The following is a 17,285-nucleotide window of genomic DNA, read 5'->3' as shown; positions in this document are numbered from 1 at the left end:
GGAGTTGGTCTATCGGTGGGCCAGGCGGCGGGCGAGGATGTCGCCGACCATCTGGACGAGTTGGACGAACGCCACCAGCAGCACCACGGTGGCGATCATGATGTCGTTCTCGAAACGCTGGTAGCCGTAGCGCAGCGCGAGGTCACCGAGGCCGCCGCCGCCGATCACCCCGGCCATCGCCGAGTAGCCGATCAGCGCGACCACGGTGAGGGTGAGCCCGGCGACCAGGCCCGGCCGGGCCTCGCGGAGCAGCACCTTGCCGACGATCTGCCGGCGGTTGGCGCCCATCGCGTGGGCGGCGGCGACGACGTCCCGGTCCACCTCGCGCAGGGCGGTCTCCACGATCCGGGCGTAGAACGGGATCGCACTGACCGTCAGCGGCACGATCGCCGCGGTGGTGCCGATGGTGGTGCCGACCACCGCCCGGGTGAACGGGATGATCGCCACCAGCAGGATGATGAACGGCAGCGAACGCCCGATGTTGACCACGATGCCGAGCAGCACGTTCACCGGCCGGGCGGCCAGCAGGCCGCCGGCATCGGTGAGCACCAGTCCGACGCCGACCAGCAGCCCGCCGAGCGCCGCGAGCAGGGCCGCCACCCCCACCATGTACGCCGTCTCGCGCAGCCCCTGCCAGAGCAGCTCGACCAGGTCCGGGGCGATCATGCCGGCACCTCCACGGTCAGCCCGGTGGCGCGCAGGTGGGCCACGGCGGGGGCGGTCTGTTCGGGGTTGCCGGGCAGCGCCAGGCGTAGCCGTCCGGCCCGGCCACCGGCGAGCTGCTCCACCGCGCCGCCCAGGATCCGTACGTCCAGGTCGTACCGGCGGGCGAGGTCGGCGACGAAGGGCTGGTCGTCGGAGGTGACGGTGACGTCGACGACCGTGGTGTCCGGCAGGACCGGCGGCGGGCCGAGCGGGAACACCTCGGCGGCCAGCTCCGAACCGGGTCGGGCGATCAGCTCGGTGACCCGGCCGGACTCGGTGATCCGCCCGTCGCGCATGACGGCGGCCGAGTCGCAGAGCCGCTTCACCACGTCCATCTCGTGGGTGATCAGCAGGATGGTCAGGCCCAGGCGCTGGTTGAGGTCGCGCAGCAGGCCGAGGATCGACCGGGTGGTCTCCGGGTCGAGCGCCGAGGTGGCCTCGTCGGAGAGGAGCACCTTGGGGCGGCCGGCGAGGGCGCGGGCGATGCCCACCCGCTGCTTCTGCCCGCCGGAGAGCTGCGCCGGGTAGGCGTCGGCCCGGTCGGCGAGCCCGACCAGGTCGAGCAGTTCGGCCACCCGACGGGCCCGTTCCGCCCGGCCCACGCCCATCACTTCCAGGGCGAAGGCCACGTTGCCGGCGGCGGTACGCGAGCTGAGCAGTGCGAAGTGTTGGTGGATCATGCCGATCCGCTGCCGGGCGGCGCGCAGCCGGTCACCGGCCAGCCCGGTCAGCTCGACCCCGTCGACCGTGACGCGGCCCTCATCGGGGCGTTCCAGCAGGTTGACGCAGCGCAGGAGGGTACTCTTACCAGCTCCGCTGCGGCCCACCACGCCGAAGACCTCACCGGCGCGTACGGCGAGGTCGACGCCGTCGACCGCGACGACCGGGCGCCCCTTGGCGCGGTACGTCCGGCGCAGCCCGTCCAACTCGATCACGTGGGGTCCTCGTCGGTGTGTTTCGGGAACGGACATGACTTCCGATAATGCCTATCGGGTTAGTAGGTTAATCCGTGAATCGGCTTTTGCCACCGGAGGGTGAGGTGGAACACGCCTGGTCCGACCGGCCGTATCACCCTCGCCGTACCGGCAGACGGTGGGTGTCGGGGTGGACGACGGCGACCCGGCGCGGCAGACTGCGGCACGTGGCGGGTGCGGTACGGCTGGAGCCGGTGGACGAGCGCAACCTGGAGCCGTTGCTCTCGGTGGCGGCGGCCGAGGCCGACCCCGAGGACGTCATGCCCCCGGTGGCCGCCCCGGCCGGCTGGTCGTTGGCCCGCCGGGACGCGTTCCGCGAGTTCCACCGGGCCAGCTTCGGCGGCCTGGACGGCCCCACCCGCACCCGGATGTACGCGATCCTCGCCGCCGGTGAGGTCGTCGGCATGGTCCGGATGGCCCGCCGGGACGAGCCCGGGACTGTGGAGACCGGGATGTGGCTCGGCCGCTCGGCCCGCGGTCAGGGCCTCGGCGCGGCAGCCCTACGGGAGCTGCTCCACGCCGCCGCGGCGGCCGGCATGCACACCGTGGTCGCCGAGACCACCCCGGACAACGTCCACGCCCTCGCGGTGCTGCGCAAACTCGGCGCGAAACTCCGCGAGGACGGCGACCGGGTGCACGCCGAGATCTCCCTGGACACCCCGCAGCCCTGAATGCGGATCGCCGCCGCCAACCTCACCGTCCGACAGACATCCGGCGACCCACCGTGCCGCTCGGCGTCGCAGCCGACTGCGGGGGCCTGGCCGGGGCGGGCCGGGAGCCGGTCCGGTTCTGCCCGGGGCTGGTGAGGGCGGCGGCGAGAGCGACGGGCGTGGTGCTCTCCGGCCGCTCTGCGGTGGCGGTACTCGGGGCGGACGCCGGGCCGGCGCCAGCGTCGCGCCGCTTGATGCGCAGGGCAATGTCCGGGTCGGGTGGATCGCCGGTGAGTGCGGCTCGCTTGCGCGCGAAGTGTCGTCGCATCGTCGCCCGCCGGGCGACCACTTTCGGGTCGTCGTCGTCACGTCGTTGACGACGGCGAACGCCGCTCGGTTCGGGCGTTGCGCCGTTGGGTCTGCGGCGCAGCGCCGCACCCGGATCGGGGTCCTGGCCGTCGCGTGCGGCCTCCTTGCGGGCCAGGTGCCGTCGCAGGGCGGCCCGTGCGGTGACGACCTGCGGATCGGTGTCGTCCCGAGGGGTACGGCGTAGGGCCACCGCCGGGTCGGCTTCCTCGCCCTTGAGCGCAGCTCGTACCCGCGCGTAGCGCCGACGTTCGGTGGCCCGCTTACGGGCCTTCTCGTTCTCGTGCTGCTGCAGGAACAGCGGCAGGTCAGTTGGGCTGGGTGAGCCGAGATCGAGGCCGTCCAGGTCGTCGAACCCCACCCCGCCGTGCTCGACCGCATCGACCGGAACATCCGACAGGGTGACCAGGGTGGAGTCACGCATGACCTGCCCCGTCTGCCCTCCCTGGGTCGTCACGAGGCGAGCTTACGGGAGATGACTGAGTTCAGTGGTTGAGGATCGCCGCCAGGCGGTTGCGGCACTCGGCGACGAATGCCGGAAAGGTGTGCCAGTAGTACGGGATGCCGCTGGCGGCGACCGCGATGGCCCAGGCGCGGGCCCGGGCCCAGGTCAGCTCGTCCAGGGCGAGGGCATCCCAGTACGCGTGACGGGCCGGGGCGGGTAGATCCCAGACCGGGGCGTGCTCGGCGTCGGGAAAACCGATCGACAGGCCACCGAAGTCGATGACCGCGTGCAGCCTGCCGGCGCGTACCAGGAGGTTTGTGGGTTTGAGGTCGCTGTGCAACCAGACCTGCGGCCCGGACGGCTCGGGCAGGGTGAGCGCGGCCCGCCACCACCGTTGCAGGGGCTCGACGTCGAGCTCCCCGCCGACGAGGGCCCGGCAGTCGGCGAGGGCGCTGCCGACCCACTCGTCGCAGGCCCGCATGCTGCCTCCCCGGTACCCGCCCAGGTCGCCCGTGCGGGTCGCCCCCATCAGATCGATGCCGTGCAGCTCGCGGACGACGGCTGCCAGGTCGCTGCCGAAGGACGACCAGTCCGCGACGGTGTCCGGTCCGGCCTCGGTGCCGTCGATCCACCGGTAGACCGACCACGGCAACGGGTACGCGCTGGTGGGCGTGCCAGCGTGCCGGGGCTCGGGGACCACACACGCCAGCAGCGGCGCCAGCCGCGGCAACCACTGCTGCTCCTTGCGCAACGGTCCGGCCTTCTCGGCGGTACGCGGCAGCCGTACCAGCAGTTCTTCGCCGAGCCGGTACATCACGTTGTCGGTGCCGGCACCCGCCGGCGACAGTGGCAGACCGGCCCACTGCGGGCACTGCTCCGCCAGCAGCGACCTGACGATCGTCTCGTCGATGGGAACCTCGTCCTGGTGTAGCGTCACCACGCGATTCTTGCCCCCGACGCCGGGACAAGCCAGCGGGTATCCCCCGGACCGAGGTGAGCGGGGTGCCCCGCTATACCGAATGCGTTAACAGGGGGCCCTTCCTTACCCGCGTCGGGTGGCGTAGGCGGCCAGGGCGGCTACCTGGGCGGGGTCGAGGGAGGGGCGGACCTTGTCGCGGGCGGCGGCCACGTGTGCGGCGGTGACCGTCGAGGCGGTCAGCGATTCGCGCATCGCGGCCAGCGCCGCCTCCCGGACCAGCGCGGCGCAGTCCGCCGCCGAGAAGCCGTCCAGCTGTTCGGCGAGCGCGGCCAACTCCACGTCCTCGGCGAGCGGCACGTTGCGGGCGGCGGCCGTCAGGATCGCCGCGCGGGCCTCGGCGTCCGGTGGCGGTACGTAGACCAGCCGCTCCAGCCGGCCGGGACGCAGCAGCGCCGGGTCGATCAGGTCGGGCCGGTTGGTGGCGCCGACCACCACCACGTTGCGCAGCGACTCCACCCCGTCCAGCTCGGTGAGTAGGGCGGCGACCACCCGGTCGGTGGTGCCCCCGTCGGTGGCCTGACCCCGGGTCGGGGCCAGGGCGTCCACCTCGTCCAGGAAGACCAGGGTCGGCGCGGCCTCCCGGGCCCGGCGGAACAGCTCCCGGACCGCCCGTTCGCTCTCGCCCACCCACTTCGACAGCAGCTCCGCGCCCTTGACCGACAGCACGTTGGCCCGACCCGATCCGGCCAACGCGGTGACCAGGAACGTCTTGCCGCAGCCCGGCGGCCCGTAGAGCAGTACCCCGCGCGGCGGCTGCACGCCCAGCCGGGCGAAGGTGTCCGGGTAGGTCAGCGGCCAGAGCACCGACTCGGTCAGCTGCTCCTTCACCTCGACCAGGTCACCGACGTCGTCCAGGGTGACCTTGGCGACCTCCAGCGTCGAGGAGGCCATGGTGGTCGGCCGGACCACCTCCAGCGCGGCGGTGAAGTCGGCCATCGCCACCGTCGGGGTGGTCTCGGTCTTCTGCCGCAGCGCCGCGCGTACCCCGGCCTCCCGGACCAGCGCGGCCAGGTCCGCGGCGACGAACCCGGGGGTACGCCCCGCGACCTCCTCCAGCCGTACGTCCTCGGCGAGCGCGACCTGTCGGGTGAGCACGCTCAGCTGTTCCCGGCGCATCGCCGAGTCGGGCAGCGACACGCTGATCCGCAGGGAGAGCAGGTCCGGGGCGCGTAGCCCCGGGTCGACCGCCTCGGGACGGCCGGTGGTGCAGACCACCGCCACCCCGGCCCGCAGGATCTCGCCGAGCAACTGCCGGAACACGGTGGCCACCGGGCCCGGCTCGTCGGCGGGGGCCAGCGCCTCCACGTCGGTGACCAGCAGCACGGCCGGTCCCTCGGCGGTCACCTCGGCGGCGGCGGCGCGTAGCCGTTCGGCGGCGGCCTGGTTGCTCAGCGCGGCGATCTCGGGTGCCCAGAGCGGGCGGACCCGGGCCCGTACCCCGGCGGCGACCGCCCGGACCAGGGCCGACTTCCCGGAGCCCGCCGGCCCGCTGAGCAGTACGCCGAGCGAGACCGTGGTGCCCAGCCGACCCAGCACCTCCCGGTGGTGGAAGCCGAGATCGAGCAGCTCGGTGAGCTGTTCGGCCTGGCCGCGCAGGCCGGGCAGTTCGTCGATCGAGGGCGCCCACTCGGTAGCCGTCTCCTCGGCACCCGGCGACACGCCGCTCTGCTGGCCGGCACCGCGCCGGCCGGCGAGCCCCGCCAGCTGAGCCTCGGCCGTGGCACCAGCTCCGCCTGCGGCGCCGGCCCCGGACGAGGAGCCCGCCCCGGCCAGCGAGCCCGCCTCGAACGAGGAACCTGCCCCGAAGCCGGCACCGACGCCGGTCCGCGACGACCTGCCGGGGCCGGTCGAGCCGTGGGTGGTCGGGCCGTGTTCCCAGCCGACCATGGTGTCCATGGTGACCAGCGACCCGGTCTCCGGCTCGGCGCCCACCACGGTGAGCAGGGTGCTGGTCCAGGCGTACCCGACGGTGTTGGCGAGGCTGCGGCGGGCGGCCTCGACCAGGGTGCGGACCGCGGCGTCGGGCGACACGTCCTGGGGGAGCAGCGACACGTCGTCGCCGACGGTGACCACCTTGCCGAGCAGGGCGAGGCGCAGCATCTCCGGGGAGACCACCGCGGCGACCTCTGCCGCGCCGGTGACCGTCACCCGACGGGCGGCGGTGACCGGGAGAGGGCTGACCGTGACCTGCCCGCCGTCGCGGATTCCGAGGTTGCCCAGGATCAGGTCGTCGGCGTAGAGCAGGGCCGCGCTAGCGGTCTGTTCGGCCTTCGCCACGATGCCGGCGGTGGTCCGTCGGCCGGCCAGCCGCACCGGGTCGCCGGGGCGTAGCCCCAACGCGGTCAGCACCTCCGGGTGCAGCCGGACGATGCCCCGTCGGGCGTCCAGCGCCGCTGGTCGCAGGCTCGCGGTAAGAGTCAGGTCGGGTTGCGCCACCGCCCGACAGTAGCCGCCGCCAGCACCGGTCGCCCGGTCACCGGCCGCCCGGTCACCGGGGACCGCCGTCGTCGCGCAGCAGCGACGGGTCCCGGCGGATCATCTCGGCCAGCCGGGCCGCCGGATCGGGTGCGGCACCCTCCGGCGCGTTCGTCCAGGCCGGTTCGGTCCGTGCCGGCATGGGCCACACCGGCGGGGGTACGGCCTCGTTCTCGGTACCCACCGTCACCCCCCGGTCGGACCAGCCGACCCGCACCGGGTACGCCTGCCCGGCGTGCTCCACCCGCAGGCTGACCGCGACTCCCGGATGCGCGGCGACCACCCGGCTCACCGCCTCGACGACCGCCTGCACCGGATCCGGGCCGCCGACGGTGGCCAGCCCGGAGCCGGCCGGTTCGTCCCGCTCGGTGGGCGGTCCGGGAACCGGATCGTGCCGCTCGGCTCCCGGTCGGGCGTTGCGGCCACCTACCGGATCGTTGGCCCGCCGGAGTGCCTCCTCGCGCCGGGCCATCCGGGCCAGGGTCTCGTCCAGATCGCCTCGCACGACTCACCTCTTCCACGACGGCCCGGCCGGGCACTTCACGCTCTAGTGTCCCGGGTGGCCCGGTCCAGCGCCCGGTCCAGGACCACCAGCAGGGCGTCCCGTACCGACAGCCGGTCCCGGGCATCGAACTGCACAAGTGGCACCTGATCACCGATGGCCAACGCCCACCGGATCGAGTCGAGGTCGTGCTCCAGCCGGCCGTTGAAGGCGTTCACCCCCACCACGAACGGCAACCCGGCCCGCTCGAAGTAGTCGATCGCCGGATAACAGTCGTCGAGCCGCCCGCTGTCCACCACCACGAGCGCGCCGAGTGCCCCCCGGGCCAGGTCGTCCCACATGAAGCCGAAGCGGGCCTGACCGGGCGTGCCGAACAGGTACAGCTTGAGGCTGCGGTCGATGGTGACGCAACCGAAGTCCATGGCCACCGTGGTGGTGGTCTTGTCCGAGCCGATGCCGGGGTCGTCGACCCCGATCCCGGCGCTGGTCATCTCGGCCTCGGTGGTCAGCGGGACGATCTCGGAGATCGCACCCACCGTGGTGGTCTTGCCCACCCCGAAGCCGCCCGCGACCACGATCTTGACCGGGATCGGCGGCGGTCCGGACCGGCCGGTGCCGGGCGCGGCGGTGGCCGCCGACCGGTACGGCGGTGGCGCCCCGGGCACGGGCAGCACCGCCCGGTCGGTCGGCGGCTCCGGGCTCGGCAGGGCGGCCCGTCCGGTGGCCGGGCCGCTCGGTGTGGCGTACCGGCCGGGAGCGCCGTTCGCGACGAGCCCGCCCGGCGGTGTGACCGGCCATTCAGGAGATCGCACGTAGTCCATCAATCACTCGCAGGATGAGGTCGGGGTCGTGGACGTCCGGGACATCGCTGACGTGCACGTCGAGATGGCCGGCGGCCCGTAGGTCACCGACGAGGACCCGGGTGACACCGAGGTGCAACCGGGTCCGGGCCGAGATCTCCGCGACCGAGGTCGGTTCGACGCAGACCGCGATGATCGCCTGGAGTTCCGGCGTGAGTCGGGCGATCGGGTCGACCCCCCAGGCACCGTCGGCCACCCGGGTGGTGACCTGGGTCTCCAGCCCGATCTCCGGGTCGGCGCCGGTCACCCTACCGGCGGTGAGCACGAAGGGGCGCAGCTCGCTGCGGTGGCCGAGGACCGGGTCCGGCGCGTCCGGCGTCGAGTCGCCCACCACCGGGAACGGCGCCGGGCCCTCGTCGGCCGGGAACGGACCCGGGTCGTCACCGGCCGGGTACGGCCGGTTGCCCTCCATGCCCGGGTACGGCCGGTTGCCCTCGGCGGCCGGGTACGGCCGGTTGCCCTCCGCGGGCCGGACCGGTCGTGCGCCGTACGGCGGTGCACCGTCGGTGGCCGGGGGCGGAGCCTGCAGGTAGGGCCGGATCCGGATCGACGGTTCGGGCTCCGGTTCCTCGTCGGGGACGTCCGGGGTCACTGTTGGACGGCGTTCTTCAACTCGGCGATCAGTCGCGGGCTGAGCGCTCCGCCGGCCCGTCCGGCGAAGAGCGTCATCTCGTACGCCACGGTGCCGAGGTTGGCCGACCGGTCGGCGACCACCCCGAGCACCGAACCACTGCTGATCGCGCTGATCAGCAGGTACCCGTCGGCCATGTCCACGATGACGCGGTTGAGTCCACCCAACTCGTACCAGCTTGCCGCGCCGCCGGCCAGGCTGGTCATGCCGGAGACCACGGCGGCGAGCCGCTCGGCGTTGGACCGGTCCTTGATCGCCGACATCGCCATCAGCAGCCCGTCCGAGGAGACCGCGATCGCCTCCAGCACCCCGGCCGTGCTGGAGGTGAACGAGTCCAGCAACCAGTTGAAGGTTCGTGCCTCCGGGCTGAGCTCACCTACCGAGTGGTTCTGGTGATCGATGTTTTCGTGCAGGTAGGGGCTGGTCAACGTGGTGGCCCTTCGTGGTTGCTGCGGTCGGGACTGACTTCGCGCAGAGCCCGGGCGACACCGGTCTCGAACGCGTTGATGAGGTCGCGGACCTCGGCCGGGTCGCCCGGGTTCTCACTGGGTGGTTGTCGGGGCGGTCCGACGGTCAGGTTGGCTCCCGGTACCCGCCGGCTCAGGATGGACCGCTTCGGTGGGGCAGCCGGTTCGTCGGGTTGCGGGCCCGGCTCCGAGCGGGTCAGCTCGGCTCGGCGTACCCCCGATTCGAACTGCTCGATCAGGGCCCGCGCGGCGGCCGGGTCGGCCCCGGTGGCGTCCACCGGTCCGACCGCCGGAGTCGCCCGGGTCAGGCTGGCCCCCGGCACCCGCCGCCGGACCGCACCGGCGGTCGGGGAGCCGACCGGGCCGGGCCGGGCCGTGGCTGGCCGGGCCGCGACCGGCCGGTCGACGCCGGTGGGCTGGCCGGTCTCGGCGGGCTGGCCAGGGGCGAGGGGCTGGCCAGGGGCGAGGGCCTGGCCAGGGGTGGTGGGCTGGCCAGGGGTGGTGGGCTGGTCGGTGTCGGTGGGGCGGCCGGTGCCGGCCGGTGGGTCGAGGACCTTGCCGAAGGCGTCCCAGGACTCGCCGTCTGCCGTGGCCCGGGTGGCCCGGGTGAGCAACGTGGGGTCGAACCCGGGCAGCGCGGTGGCGTCGATCACCGGCCCGCCCGGCGGCTCGGCGGTGCCCGCGACCAGCGCCCGTCCGGCGCCGGCCGGGGAATCCGCTGCCGGCTGCCGGCGCGGCGGGGTGGCCGGACCCGCCCGGTCGACCGGGGCGGCACCCGGGCGGGCCGGCAGGGCCGCCCGGGCGACGGCGGTGGGCTGACCCGTGCCGTAGGCCAGCGCGGACCGGGGGATCTCCAGGGTGGCGGTCACCCCGCCGCCGGTGGTCGGGACCAGCGTCGCCGTCCAGCCGTGCCGGCGGGCCAGCCGGCCCACCACGAAGAGGCCGAGCACCTCGGTGGGGGCCAGGTCCAGCCGTTCCCGCCGGGTCAGCCGGGCGTTCTCCTCGGCCAGCCGCTGCTCGCTCATACCGATACCGTGGTCGGTCACGGTCAGCCGGGCGCCGTCGTCGGTCAGCTCACCGGCGACCACCACCCGGGTGTGCGGCGGCGAGAAGACGGTGGCGTTCTCCATCAGCTCGGCCAGCGCCAACACCAGGTCACCGACGATTGCCGGGGCCGCCGCGACCCCGCCCGGGATCTGCACGTCCACCCGGGGGTAGTCCTCGATCTCACCGAGCGCCAGCCGGACCACGTCGGCCAACGGCACCGGCGCGACGTGCGCGTCGGCACCGGCCGCGCCGGAGAGCACCACCAGGCTGCCCGCGTTGCGGCGTAGCCGGCTGGAGATGTGGTCGAGCCGGTACAGGTGCTCCAACCGGCCCGGGTCGGTCTCCTGCCGTTCCAACCGGTCGATCAGTGCGAGCTGCCGGCCGACCAGGTTCTGGGTACGCCGACCGACGTGGCCGAACATCTGGGCCACGTTGCGCTGGCTCGCCACCTGCCGCTCCACCAGCCGGGCGGCGGTGGTCTGGACCCGTTCGAAGGCGCGGGCCAGGTCACCGATCTCGTCCCGGGCCCCCACGTCGATCGGGTCCAGCCGGACCGGCTGGGCGGCCTCGGTCTCGTCGTCGGTGACCCGGACCAGCTCGGACTCGGCGACCCGGGCGACCCGGTCGGCTGACCGGGTGAGCCGGGTCAGCGGCCGGGCCACCGTCCGGCCGACGGCCGCGCTGAGCAGCAGGACCGCGACCAGGATCAGCGTGGTCACCCCACCCACCAGGTACGCCGTGGTCAGCGCCTGCTGCCGGTCGGCGCGTACCTCGGTGGTGACGTCGGCGACGAGCTTCTTCTCCACGAACTGACCCAGCGTGATCATCGACGAGATGGAGTCGAAGAGCGTCGACACCTCCAGCCCGGCGATCGCGGCCACCGGGTCCCGGGCGCTCTGGTCGAGGAACTCCGGGCTGGTCCGTTCGGCCACGGCGTTCCCCTCGAAGGTCACCAGGGTCAGCTGCTCCTTGGTGAGCAGGCCGAGCAGCCGTTGGCTCTCCAGGGTCAGGGTGGCCATGTTGGCCACGAAGGCGATCGCGGTCTGCTGGTTGGGGCGGGCGGCGACCAGCACGATCAGGGTGGCGCCGGCGCTGAGCCCCTCGCTCTTGCGCAGGATGCTGTCCAGTGCCAGCACCTGTTGCCCGGCCGGGGTGCGGGTGTCCACGTCGTAGGGCAGCCGCAGCGCGTCGATCAAAGCCTTGTGCACCGGCGCGTACCCGCCCATGACCTGTTCCGGGTCGGCCCGACCGGCCAGGGTGGCGGTGCGTACCTCGGCCAGTTGCCGTACCCCGTTCAGGGCGATGCCGACCTCGGCCGGCAACTCGTCGCCGAGTTCGGCGCGCAGGTCGGTGACGCGGTCGTCCACCTCGGCGATGGCCTGCACCAGCTCGGTGCGCTGGGTCTGCCCGAGCAGCACCCCGATGGCGAACAGCCGCTCGCGCTGCAGACGCTGCAGGAGTGAGCCGACCCGGCCGGCCACCTGGACGGTCCGGGCGATCTCGTCGGCCCGTTGCGCGGCGGCGACCCGTTCCCAGGTCACCGGCACCGTCAGCACGGCCATGCAGAGCAGCGGAATGGTCACCAGCAGGGCGAGCTTGCCCCGGATCCGGAGCCTACCGAGCAGCATCGAAGGGCCTCCACCGGTCGGCTTCGCGGGGCTGGCCGACCGGCTGCCCGCCGGGCGCCGGCTCGGTCGGTTGCCGGCCGGCCCGTCCGGTCGACGGGGCCCACCGGTCCGACCCGCCGCTGACGGTGCCGCCCGACCTGCCTCCCGGGCTGTCGACGGCGGTGCCACCCGATCCGGTGCCGCTCGATCCGCCGCCGACGGTGCCGGCCGGGTCGCTGGTGCCGGTGGCGTCGGCGGCCGCCGACGGGGCTCTGTCGGGGGACACCCAGCCGGTGGCGGCGAGGACCACCAGCAGCAGCCCGGCGAGCCCGGCGGCCCCGTACACCAACCAGTTCTCCCGCTCCAGTCCGTCGATCCGGTCGGTCAGGATCCGGTCGATCTCGCCGAGGATGACCGGCTGGAGTTCCCGGGCGGCGCTCTGCGCCTGCGTCCGGGCGGTGGCGATCCGCGCCGCGTCGACGGTTGCCGGGCGACCCTGCGGTACGGAGACGGCGGCCAGCGTCGCGACGGCCCGCTGGTACCGGTCCAGCGGGGCGAGCACGTTCGCGCCGAAGTCGGTGCTGGCGGTGTCCTCCACCGCCGACTGCAGGTTGCGCACCAGGGCACCGGCGGGCTGCAGGGCGGTGAACCGGATGGTGGCCAGCTCACCGAGGGAGGTCGCCCGGTCGGCGGCGGGTCGCTGCCCGATCAGCACCGCCAGGTCGGCGAGACGACCGGCGGCGACCATCGCCTCCGGCATCTCCTCCCCGACGGCGTCCTGCATGAAGTACGAGTGGGTGCCGGCATCCTGGACCAGCCCGGCGGTCTCGCGGACCTTGTCGTGCAGGGCCAGGATCAGGTCGGTGACCTCCCCGTACGCGGTGAAGGCGGCCTCCGGATCGGCCAGCGCCCGCTCGGGCAGCGCCTCCAGCTTGGCCCGCAGACCGGCCCAGCGCTCGCTGCTGCGCAGTTCCCCGCCGACCCGCGCGTCCACCGCGGCGGCCTCCTCGACCGCCCGGTTCAGGGTGTCCCGGCTGGCCGGCTGGCCGGCGACCGCCGCGGACTGCGCCTGCACGACCGCCTCGGTGACCGGTCCGAGCGCGCGCAGGTACTCGACGCCGAGTCGTTCCCGCTCGGCCAGTTCCCGGTCGGCGTCGAGCAGCCGGTCGGCCTGGACGGCGAGGAACACCACCGGTAGCAGCAGCGCCGCGGCGAGCAGCAGCGGCAGCAGCCGGCCCGGTGCCCAGGGAAGTCGACGGACCCGCTGAGCGGGAACGGTCATGGTGGTCTCCTCCGGCGACGGCGCGGGTTCGCAGCCGGTGCTGTCGACGAATCGGGTCCCGTGCGCCGGACCGGAAACTAATCGACCAGGCATCGTCGGAAGTGGCGTTGACCAGTCAGTTTCGCGTCACTTGCGGTGGTGTCACGCAAGGTTCACCGGCTCGGCACGGTAAGTGTCTTCTTCCAGGCGACATCACATGATCAAAGATGATTTCCGCCCTATCACGTGAATTCACGGGATCCGAACTCGCGCCGAGGGAACGCCGGGCGACGCTGTGCGGTCGACCTCCTGGGACTGACGATCGGCCGATCGGGGCGGACGTACGGCGGATCTCAGCCAACGCTCAGGTTGCGCGCCGTACCGTGTGCCGCATGAGATCGCCGTTCCCGGCCGCGCGGCTGCGCCGTGCCCTGCCCACCGGCCGCCGGGCCGTTGCCACGTCGGTCGTCGTGGCCCTGTTGGCGGCCCTGGTGGTCTGGGCGGTCTGGCCGGACCGGCCGAGTTTCCGGACCGAATCCGCGATGGTGACGGTGCGTTCCGGCCCCACCGGCGACGAGCCGGTCGACCTGGACACCACGCTGTACCTGCCGCGGGACGCCTCGGCCGACCGGAAGGTCCCGGCGGTGCTGCTGGCGCACGGCTTCGGCGGCACCAAGCAGTCGGTCCGCCTGGACGCCGAGGACCTCGCCGACCGGGGGTACGCCGTGCTCACCTGGACGGCCCGGGGCTTCGGCCGCAGCGGCGGCCAGATCCACCTGGACAGCCCGGACCACGAGGTACGCGACGGCCAGCGGCTGCTGGACTGGCTCGCCGCCCGGCCGGAGATCCGTACCGACGCCGAGGGTGACCCCCGGGTCGGGGTGGTCGGCGGCTCGTACGGCGGCGGGTTGGCGCTGCTGCTGGCCGCCCAGGACCAGCGGGTCGACGCGATCGTCCCGATGATCACCTGGAACGACCTGGCCCGCTCCTTCCTGCCCGAGAGCACCGGCGGCGAGCCCACCGACGGCGTCTTCAAGTCCGGCTGGGCCGGCCTGTTCTTCGGCGGTGGCGGCAACGTCGGCTCCGGTCCGGCCGGGATCTCCGGCAACACCGCCGCCGAGCAGCCCGAGGGCGCCCCCGCCTCGGCCGGCCCGCCCAGCCCGGCACCCGGCGGCGGCCCGGGTACCGCACCGGGCGCGCCCACCACGGCGGCCATCGGTGACGTCTCCTGCGGCCGGTTCGCGGCCGACGTCTGCGCCGCGTACCAGCGGATCGCCACCACCGGACGGGCCGACCAGGCCGCCGTCGACCTGTTGCGGCGCTCCAGCCCGGCCGGGGTGCTGGACCGGATCACCGCGCCCACCCTGCTGGTGCAGGGCGCGGCCGACACCCTCTTCCCGCTGGCCGAGGCGGACGCCAACGCCCGGGGGATCGCCGCGAACGGCACCCCGGTCCGGCTCGCCTGGTTCACCGGCGGCCACGACGGCGGGCAGGGCCCGCAGACCGACTCCGACCGGGTGAAGTTCCTGACCGCGCAGTGGCTCGACCACTACGTCGCGGGCGAGGGGGACGCCCCCGGCGACGACTTCACCTTCTCCCGGATCGCCGGCTTCGACGCGATGGACCGGGGGCTGGTGGCGACCGGGTACCGCCGTACCGACTATCCGGGGCTGACCGGGACCGCCCGCCGCGACGTGGCGCTGGCCGGACCGGCGCAGCCGGTGGCGAACCCGCCCGGCGGCAACCCCGCCGCGATCTCCTCGGTGCCGTTCGCCGGCTCGTTGAGTTCCCTGCTCGGCGGGGTGGCCGGGGACATTCCCGGCCAGCATGCCCGGTTCGAGTCCGAGGCGTTGCCCGAGGCGGTCGACGTGGTCGGCTCGCCGACCGTGCAGCTCCGGGTGGGCTCGGCCAGCGGCGAGGCGGTGCTCTTCGCCAAGCTCTACGACGTCGATCCGGAGGGGGCGGCCACGCTGCCCAGCGGACTGGTCGCCCCGATCCGGCTGACCGACCTGCCGGCGACCGCCGAGGGGGCCCAGCCGGTCACCGTCACCCTGCCGGCGATCGTGCACCGGGTCGAGGCCGGCCACCGGCTGCGGCTGGTGGTGGCCACCTCGGACCAGGCGTACACCACGCCGACCGAGCCCACCCTGCACACCGTGGCGCTGGGCGACGCGCCGGTGAGCCTGCCCACCGTGGACGCCGACCCGATCCCGACCGAGGCGGTGCTCTGGCGCTGGATCCTGGCCGGGCTGCTCGCCGCGATCGTGGTGGGGCTCGTCGTGGTCGTCGCCGTGCTGCGCCGCCGGCACCGTCGCCAGGACACCTCGATCCACCCGGAGTACGCCGACACCCCGTTGGCCGTCCGGCAGCTGCGCAAGGAGTACGCCGACGGCTTCGTCGCCGTCTCCAACGTCGACTTCGAGGTGCACCCCGGTCAGGTGGTCGGCCTGCTCGGGCCGAACGGCGCCGGCAAGACCACCACGCTGCGGGTACTGATGGGGCTGACCCAGCCCACCGCCGGGGAGATCTACGTCTTCGGCCACCGGCTGGTGCCCGGCTCGCCGGTGCTGTCCCGGATCGGTTCGCTGGTGGAGGGGCCCGGGTTCCTGCCGCACCTGTCGGGGCTGGAGAACCTGAAGGCGTACTGGCGGGCCACCGGACGGCCGTGGGAGGACGCGCACTTCGAGCAGGCACTGGAGATCGCCGGCCTGGGTGACTCGGTGCACCGCAAGACCCGTAAGTACAGCCACGGCATGCGGCAGCGGCTGGCCATCGCCCAGGCCATGCTCGGCCTGCCGGAGCTGCTGGTGCTCGACGAGCCGACCGACGGGCTGGACCCGCCGCAGATCGCCGAGATGCGCCGGGTGCTCCAGCGGTACGCCACCGACGGCCGCGCGGTGCTGGTCTCCAGCCACCTGCTGGCCGAGGTGGAACAGACCTGCACCCACGCGGTGGTGGTCAACAAGGGGCGGATCGTCGCCTCCGGCCCGGTCGAGGAGATCGTCGGCGAGTCGCCGAGCACCCTCTTCGAGGTGACCGACCCGGTCGCCGCCCGGGCCGTACTGGACCGCCTGGCGGGGGTCCGGGTCCTGCCCGAGGGCACCGACGGGCTGGTGGTCGACACCAACGGCACCGCGCGCAGCGAGGTCGTCGCGGAGCTGGTCCGGGCCGGCATCGGCGTGGACCGGGTGGTGCCCCGACGTCGCCTGGAGGACGCGTTCCTCACCCTGGTCGGCGAGAACTCACGAGGAAGCGGAGACCGGTGATGGGCGAGTCCCCGACGGGTGCCGACACCCGGGCGAAAGCGACCGAGGCGCCCTCCGGCGCGGCGGCCGGCTACCGGCCGGCGGCGACCCTGCCGTTCGGCGCGGAGTTCCGCCGGCAGGCCGCGCGCCGCCGGACCCAGCTCGCGCTCGGCTTCATGGTGCTGCTGCCGTTGATCATCCTGATCGCGTTCCAGTTCGACACCGGCGGCGACGACGACAACGGTCGGGGCGAGTTCTCCAGCCTGGTCGAGCTGGCCACCTCGGGCGGGCTGAACTTCACCCTCTTCTCGATCTTCGTCTCGGCGTCCTTCCTGCTGGTCGTGGTGGTGGCGCTGTTCTGCGGCGACACGGTGGCCAGCGAGGCGAGCTGGGGCAGCCTGCGGTACCTGCTGGCGGTGCCGGTGCCCCGGGCCCGGCTGCTGGCGGTGAAGCTGCTGGTCGCGCTTACCTACTCCGGGCTGTCGCTGCTGCTGCTCGCCGGCACCGCCCTGCTGATCGGCACCCTGCGCTACGGCTGGTCGCCGCTGCGCAGCACGGTGGCCGCCCAGCTCGACCCGGGCGAGGGGCTGCTGCGGCTGCTCGCCGTGCTCGGCTACCTGGCGGTCGTACTGCTGGTGGTGGCGGGTCTGGCGTTCCTGCTCTCGGTGGTCACCGACGCCGCGCTCGGCGCGGTCGGCGGCGCGGTGCTGCTCTGGATCCTGTCCAGCATCCTGGACCAGATCACCGCGCTCGGCGCGGTGCGTGACTTCCTGCCGACCCACTACGCCAACGCCTGGCTGGGCCTGCTCTCCACCCCGGTGCAGACCGACGACCTGGTCCGGGGAACCGTCTCGGCGATCAGCTACGCCACCATCTTCTGGGGCCTGGCCTTCTGGCGCTTCACCCGCAAGGACATCACCAGCTGACGTGTAAGGAAGGGCCCCTTCTTAACGCTTCCGGTAGAGAAGGGGCCCCTTCTTGCCGGTCTGTCCGTCCCACACTATGCGTGGGAGCGTTCCCACGGAGAGGGATTGCATCGACGCGGTTAAATCGGCGCGGCATTCTGTCAAC

At 73.7% G+C, this 17,285-nt stretch carries 14 protein-coding genes; 3 read left to right on the top strand and 11 right to left on the bottom strand.

All coding sequences use genetic code 11. The features are described from left to right. Positions 1-9: 9 nt before the first annotated feature. Together GA0070617_RS27035 and GA0070617_RS27030 are read right to left on the bottom strand one after the other, a co-directional pair. Entirely contained in the window at positions 10-666 is a 657-nt protein-coding gene (locus tag GA0070617_RS27035; protein WP_091444776.1) for a methionine ABC transporter permease, read from the bottom strand. After that, positions 663-1,640 carry a methionine ABC transporter ATP-binding protein gene (locus GA0070617_RS27030; protein ID WP_091444773.1) on the bottom strand — a complete coding sequence of 326 codons (978 nt, stop codon included), beginning with the start codon at positions 1,638-1,640 and terminating at the stop codon, positions 663-665. The genes GA0070617_RS27035 and GA0070617_RS27030 overlap by 4 nt, the downstream gene beginning before the upstream one ends. Positions 1,641-1,846: 206 nt before the next feature. On the opposite strand from GA0070617_RS27030, the gene GA0070617_RS27025 reads away from it, so the two are divergent. Then, complete coding sequence (locus tag GA0070617_RS27025) at positions 1,847-2,350, top strand: GNAT family N-acetyltransferase (protein WP_091444769.1); 504 nt, start codon at positions 1,847-1,849, stop codon at positions 2,348-2,350. A 22-nt stretch (positions 2,351-2,372) separates the two neighbouring features. Here GA0070617_RS27025 and GA0070617_RS27020 read toward each other — a convergent pair whose 3' ends face one another. The 9 genes from GA0070617_RS27020 to GA0070617_RS26980 all read right to left on the bottom strand — a co-directional run bounded on the left by GA0070617_RS27020 (position 2,373) and on the right by GA0070617_RS26980 (position 12,990). Beyond that, on the bottom strand, positions 2,373-3,152 hold the full coding sequence (locus GA0070617_RS27020) for a hypothetical protein (protein ID WP_139135777.1): 780 nt from the start codon (positions 3,150-3,152) through the stop codon (positions 2,373-2,375). Positions 3,153-3,180: 28 nt separating this feature from the next. Next, positions 3,181-4,077, bottom strand: coding sequence for an aminoglycoside phosphotransferase family protein (locus tag GA0070617_RS27015; RefSeq protein ID WP_091447546.1), 897 nt, complete (start codon positions 4,075-4,077; stop codon positions 3,181-3,183). 105 nt (positions 4,078-4,182) lie between these two features. Next, on the bottom strand, positions 4,183-6,555 hold the full coding sequence (locus GA0070617_RS27010) for an AAA family ATPase (RefSeq protein ID WP_091444762.1): 2,373 nt from the start codon (positions 6,553-6,555) through the stop codon (positions 4,183-4,185). A gap of 52 nt (positions 6,556-6,607) precedes the next feature. Next, a complete protein-coding gene (locus GA0070617_RS27005) occupies positions 6,608-7,099 on the bottom strand; it encodes a hypothetical protein (protein ID WP_091444759.1) in 492 nt (163 codons plus the stop codon). Between the two features lie 35 nt (positions 7,100-7,134). Beyond that, positions 7,135-7,917 carry a GTP-binding protein gene (locus GA0070617_RS27000; RefSeq protein ID WP_217628874.1) on the bottom strand — a complete coding sequence of 261 codons (783 nt, stop codon included), beginning with the start codon at positions 7,915-7,917 and terminating at the stop codon, positions 7,135-7,137. Continuing rightward, positions 7,895-8,548, bottom strand: a complete 654-nt coding sequence (locus tag GA0070617_RS32505; protein ID WP_373868366.1) for a DUF742 domain-containing protein — start codon at positions 8,546-8,548, stop codon at positions 7,895-7,897. The genes GA0070617_RS27000 and GA0070617_RS32505 overlap by 23 nt, the downstream gene beginning before the upstream one ends. Beyond that, positions 8,545-9,015 carry a roadblock/LC7 domain-containing protein gene (locus GA0070617_RS26990; RefSeq protein ID WP_091444755.1) on the bottom strand — a complete coding sequence of 157 codons (471 nt, stop codon included), beginning with the start codon at positions 9,013-9,015 and terminating at the stop codon, positions 8,545-8,547. Before GA0070617_RS26990 ends, GA0070617_RS32505 begins: the two co-directional genes overlap by 4 nt. Next, a complete protein-coding gene (locus tag GA0070617_RS26985) occupies positions 9,012-11,729 on the bottom strand; it encodes a sensor histidine kinase (protein WP_091444751.1) in 2,718 nt (905 codons plus the stop codon). Before GA0070617_RS26985 ends, GA0070617_RS26990 begins: the two co-directional genes overlap by 4 nt. Next, on the bottom strand, positions 11,716-12,990 hold the full coding sequence (locus tag GA0070617_RS26980) for a hypothetical protein (RefSeq protein WP_091444747.1): 1,275 nt from the start codon (positions 12,988-12,990) through the stop codon (positions 11,716-11,718). The genes GA0070617_RS26985 and GA0070617_RS26980 overlap by 14 nt, the downstream gene beginning before the upstream one ends. Before the next feature lie 371 nt (positions 12,991-13,361). On the opposite strand from GA0070617_RS26980, the gene GA0070617_RS26975 reads away from it, so the two are divergent. Together GA0070617_RS26975 and GA0070617_RS26970 are read left to right on the top strand one after the other, a co-directional pair. Beyond that, a complete protein-coding gene (locus tag GA0070617_RS26975) occupies positions 13,362-16,235 on the top strand; it encodes an alpha/beta fold hydrolase (protein WP_091444744.1) in 2,874 nt (957 codons plus the stop codon). Beyond that, the gene (locus GA0070617_RS26970; RefSeq protein WP_091444740.1) at positions 16,235-17,140 is read left to right on the top strand and encodes an ABC transporter permease; all 906 of its coding nucleotides are present in this window, start codon (positions 16,235-16,237) and stop codon (positions 17,138-17,140) included. Before GA0070617_RS26975 ends, GA0070617_RS26970 begins: the two co-directional genes overlap by 1 nt. The last annotated feature ends 145 nt before the right edge of the window (positions 17,141-17,285 follow it).

This window comes from Micromonospora yangpuensis, from assembly GCF_900091615.1.
GTDB lineage: Bacteria > Actinomycetota > Actinomycetes > Mycobacteriales > Micromonosporaceae > Micromonospora > Micromonospora yangpuensis.
Note: the sequence above shows the minus strand (reverse complement) of the source record. Positions and strands in the feature narration are given on the sequence as shown.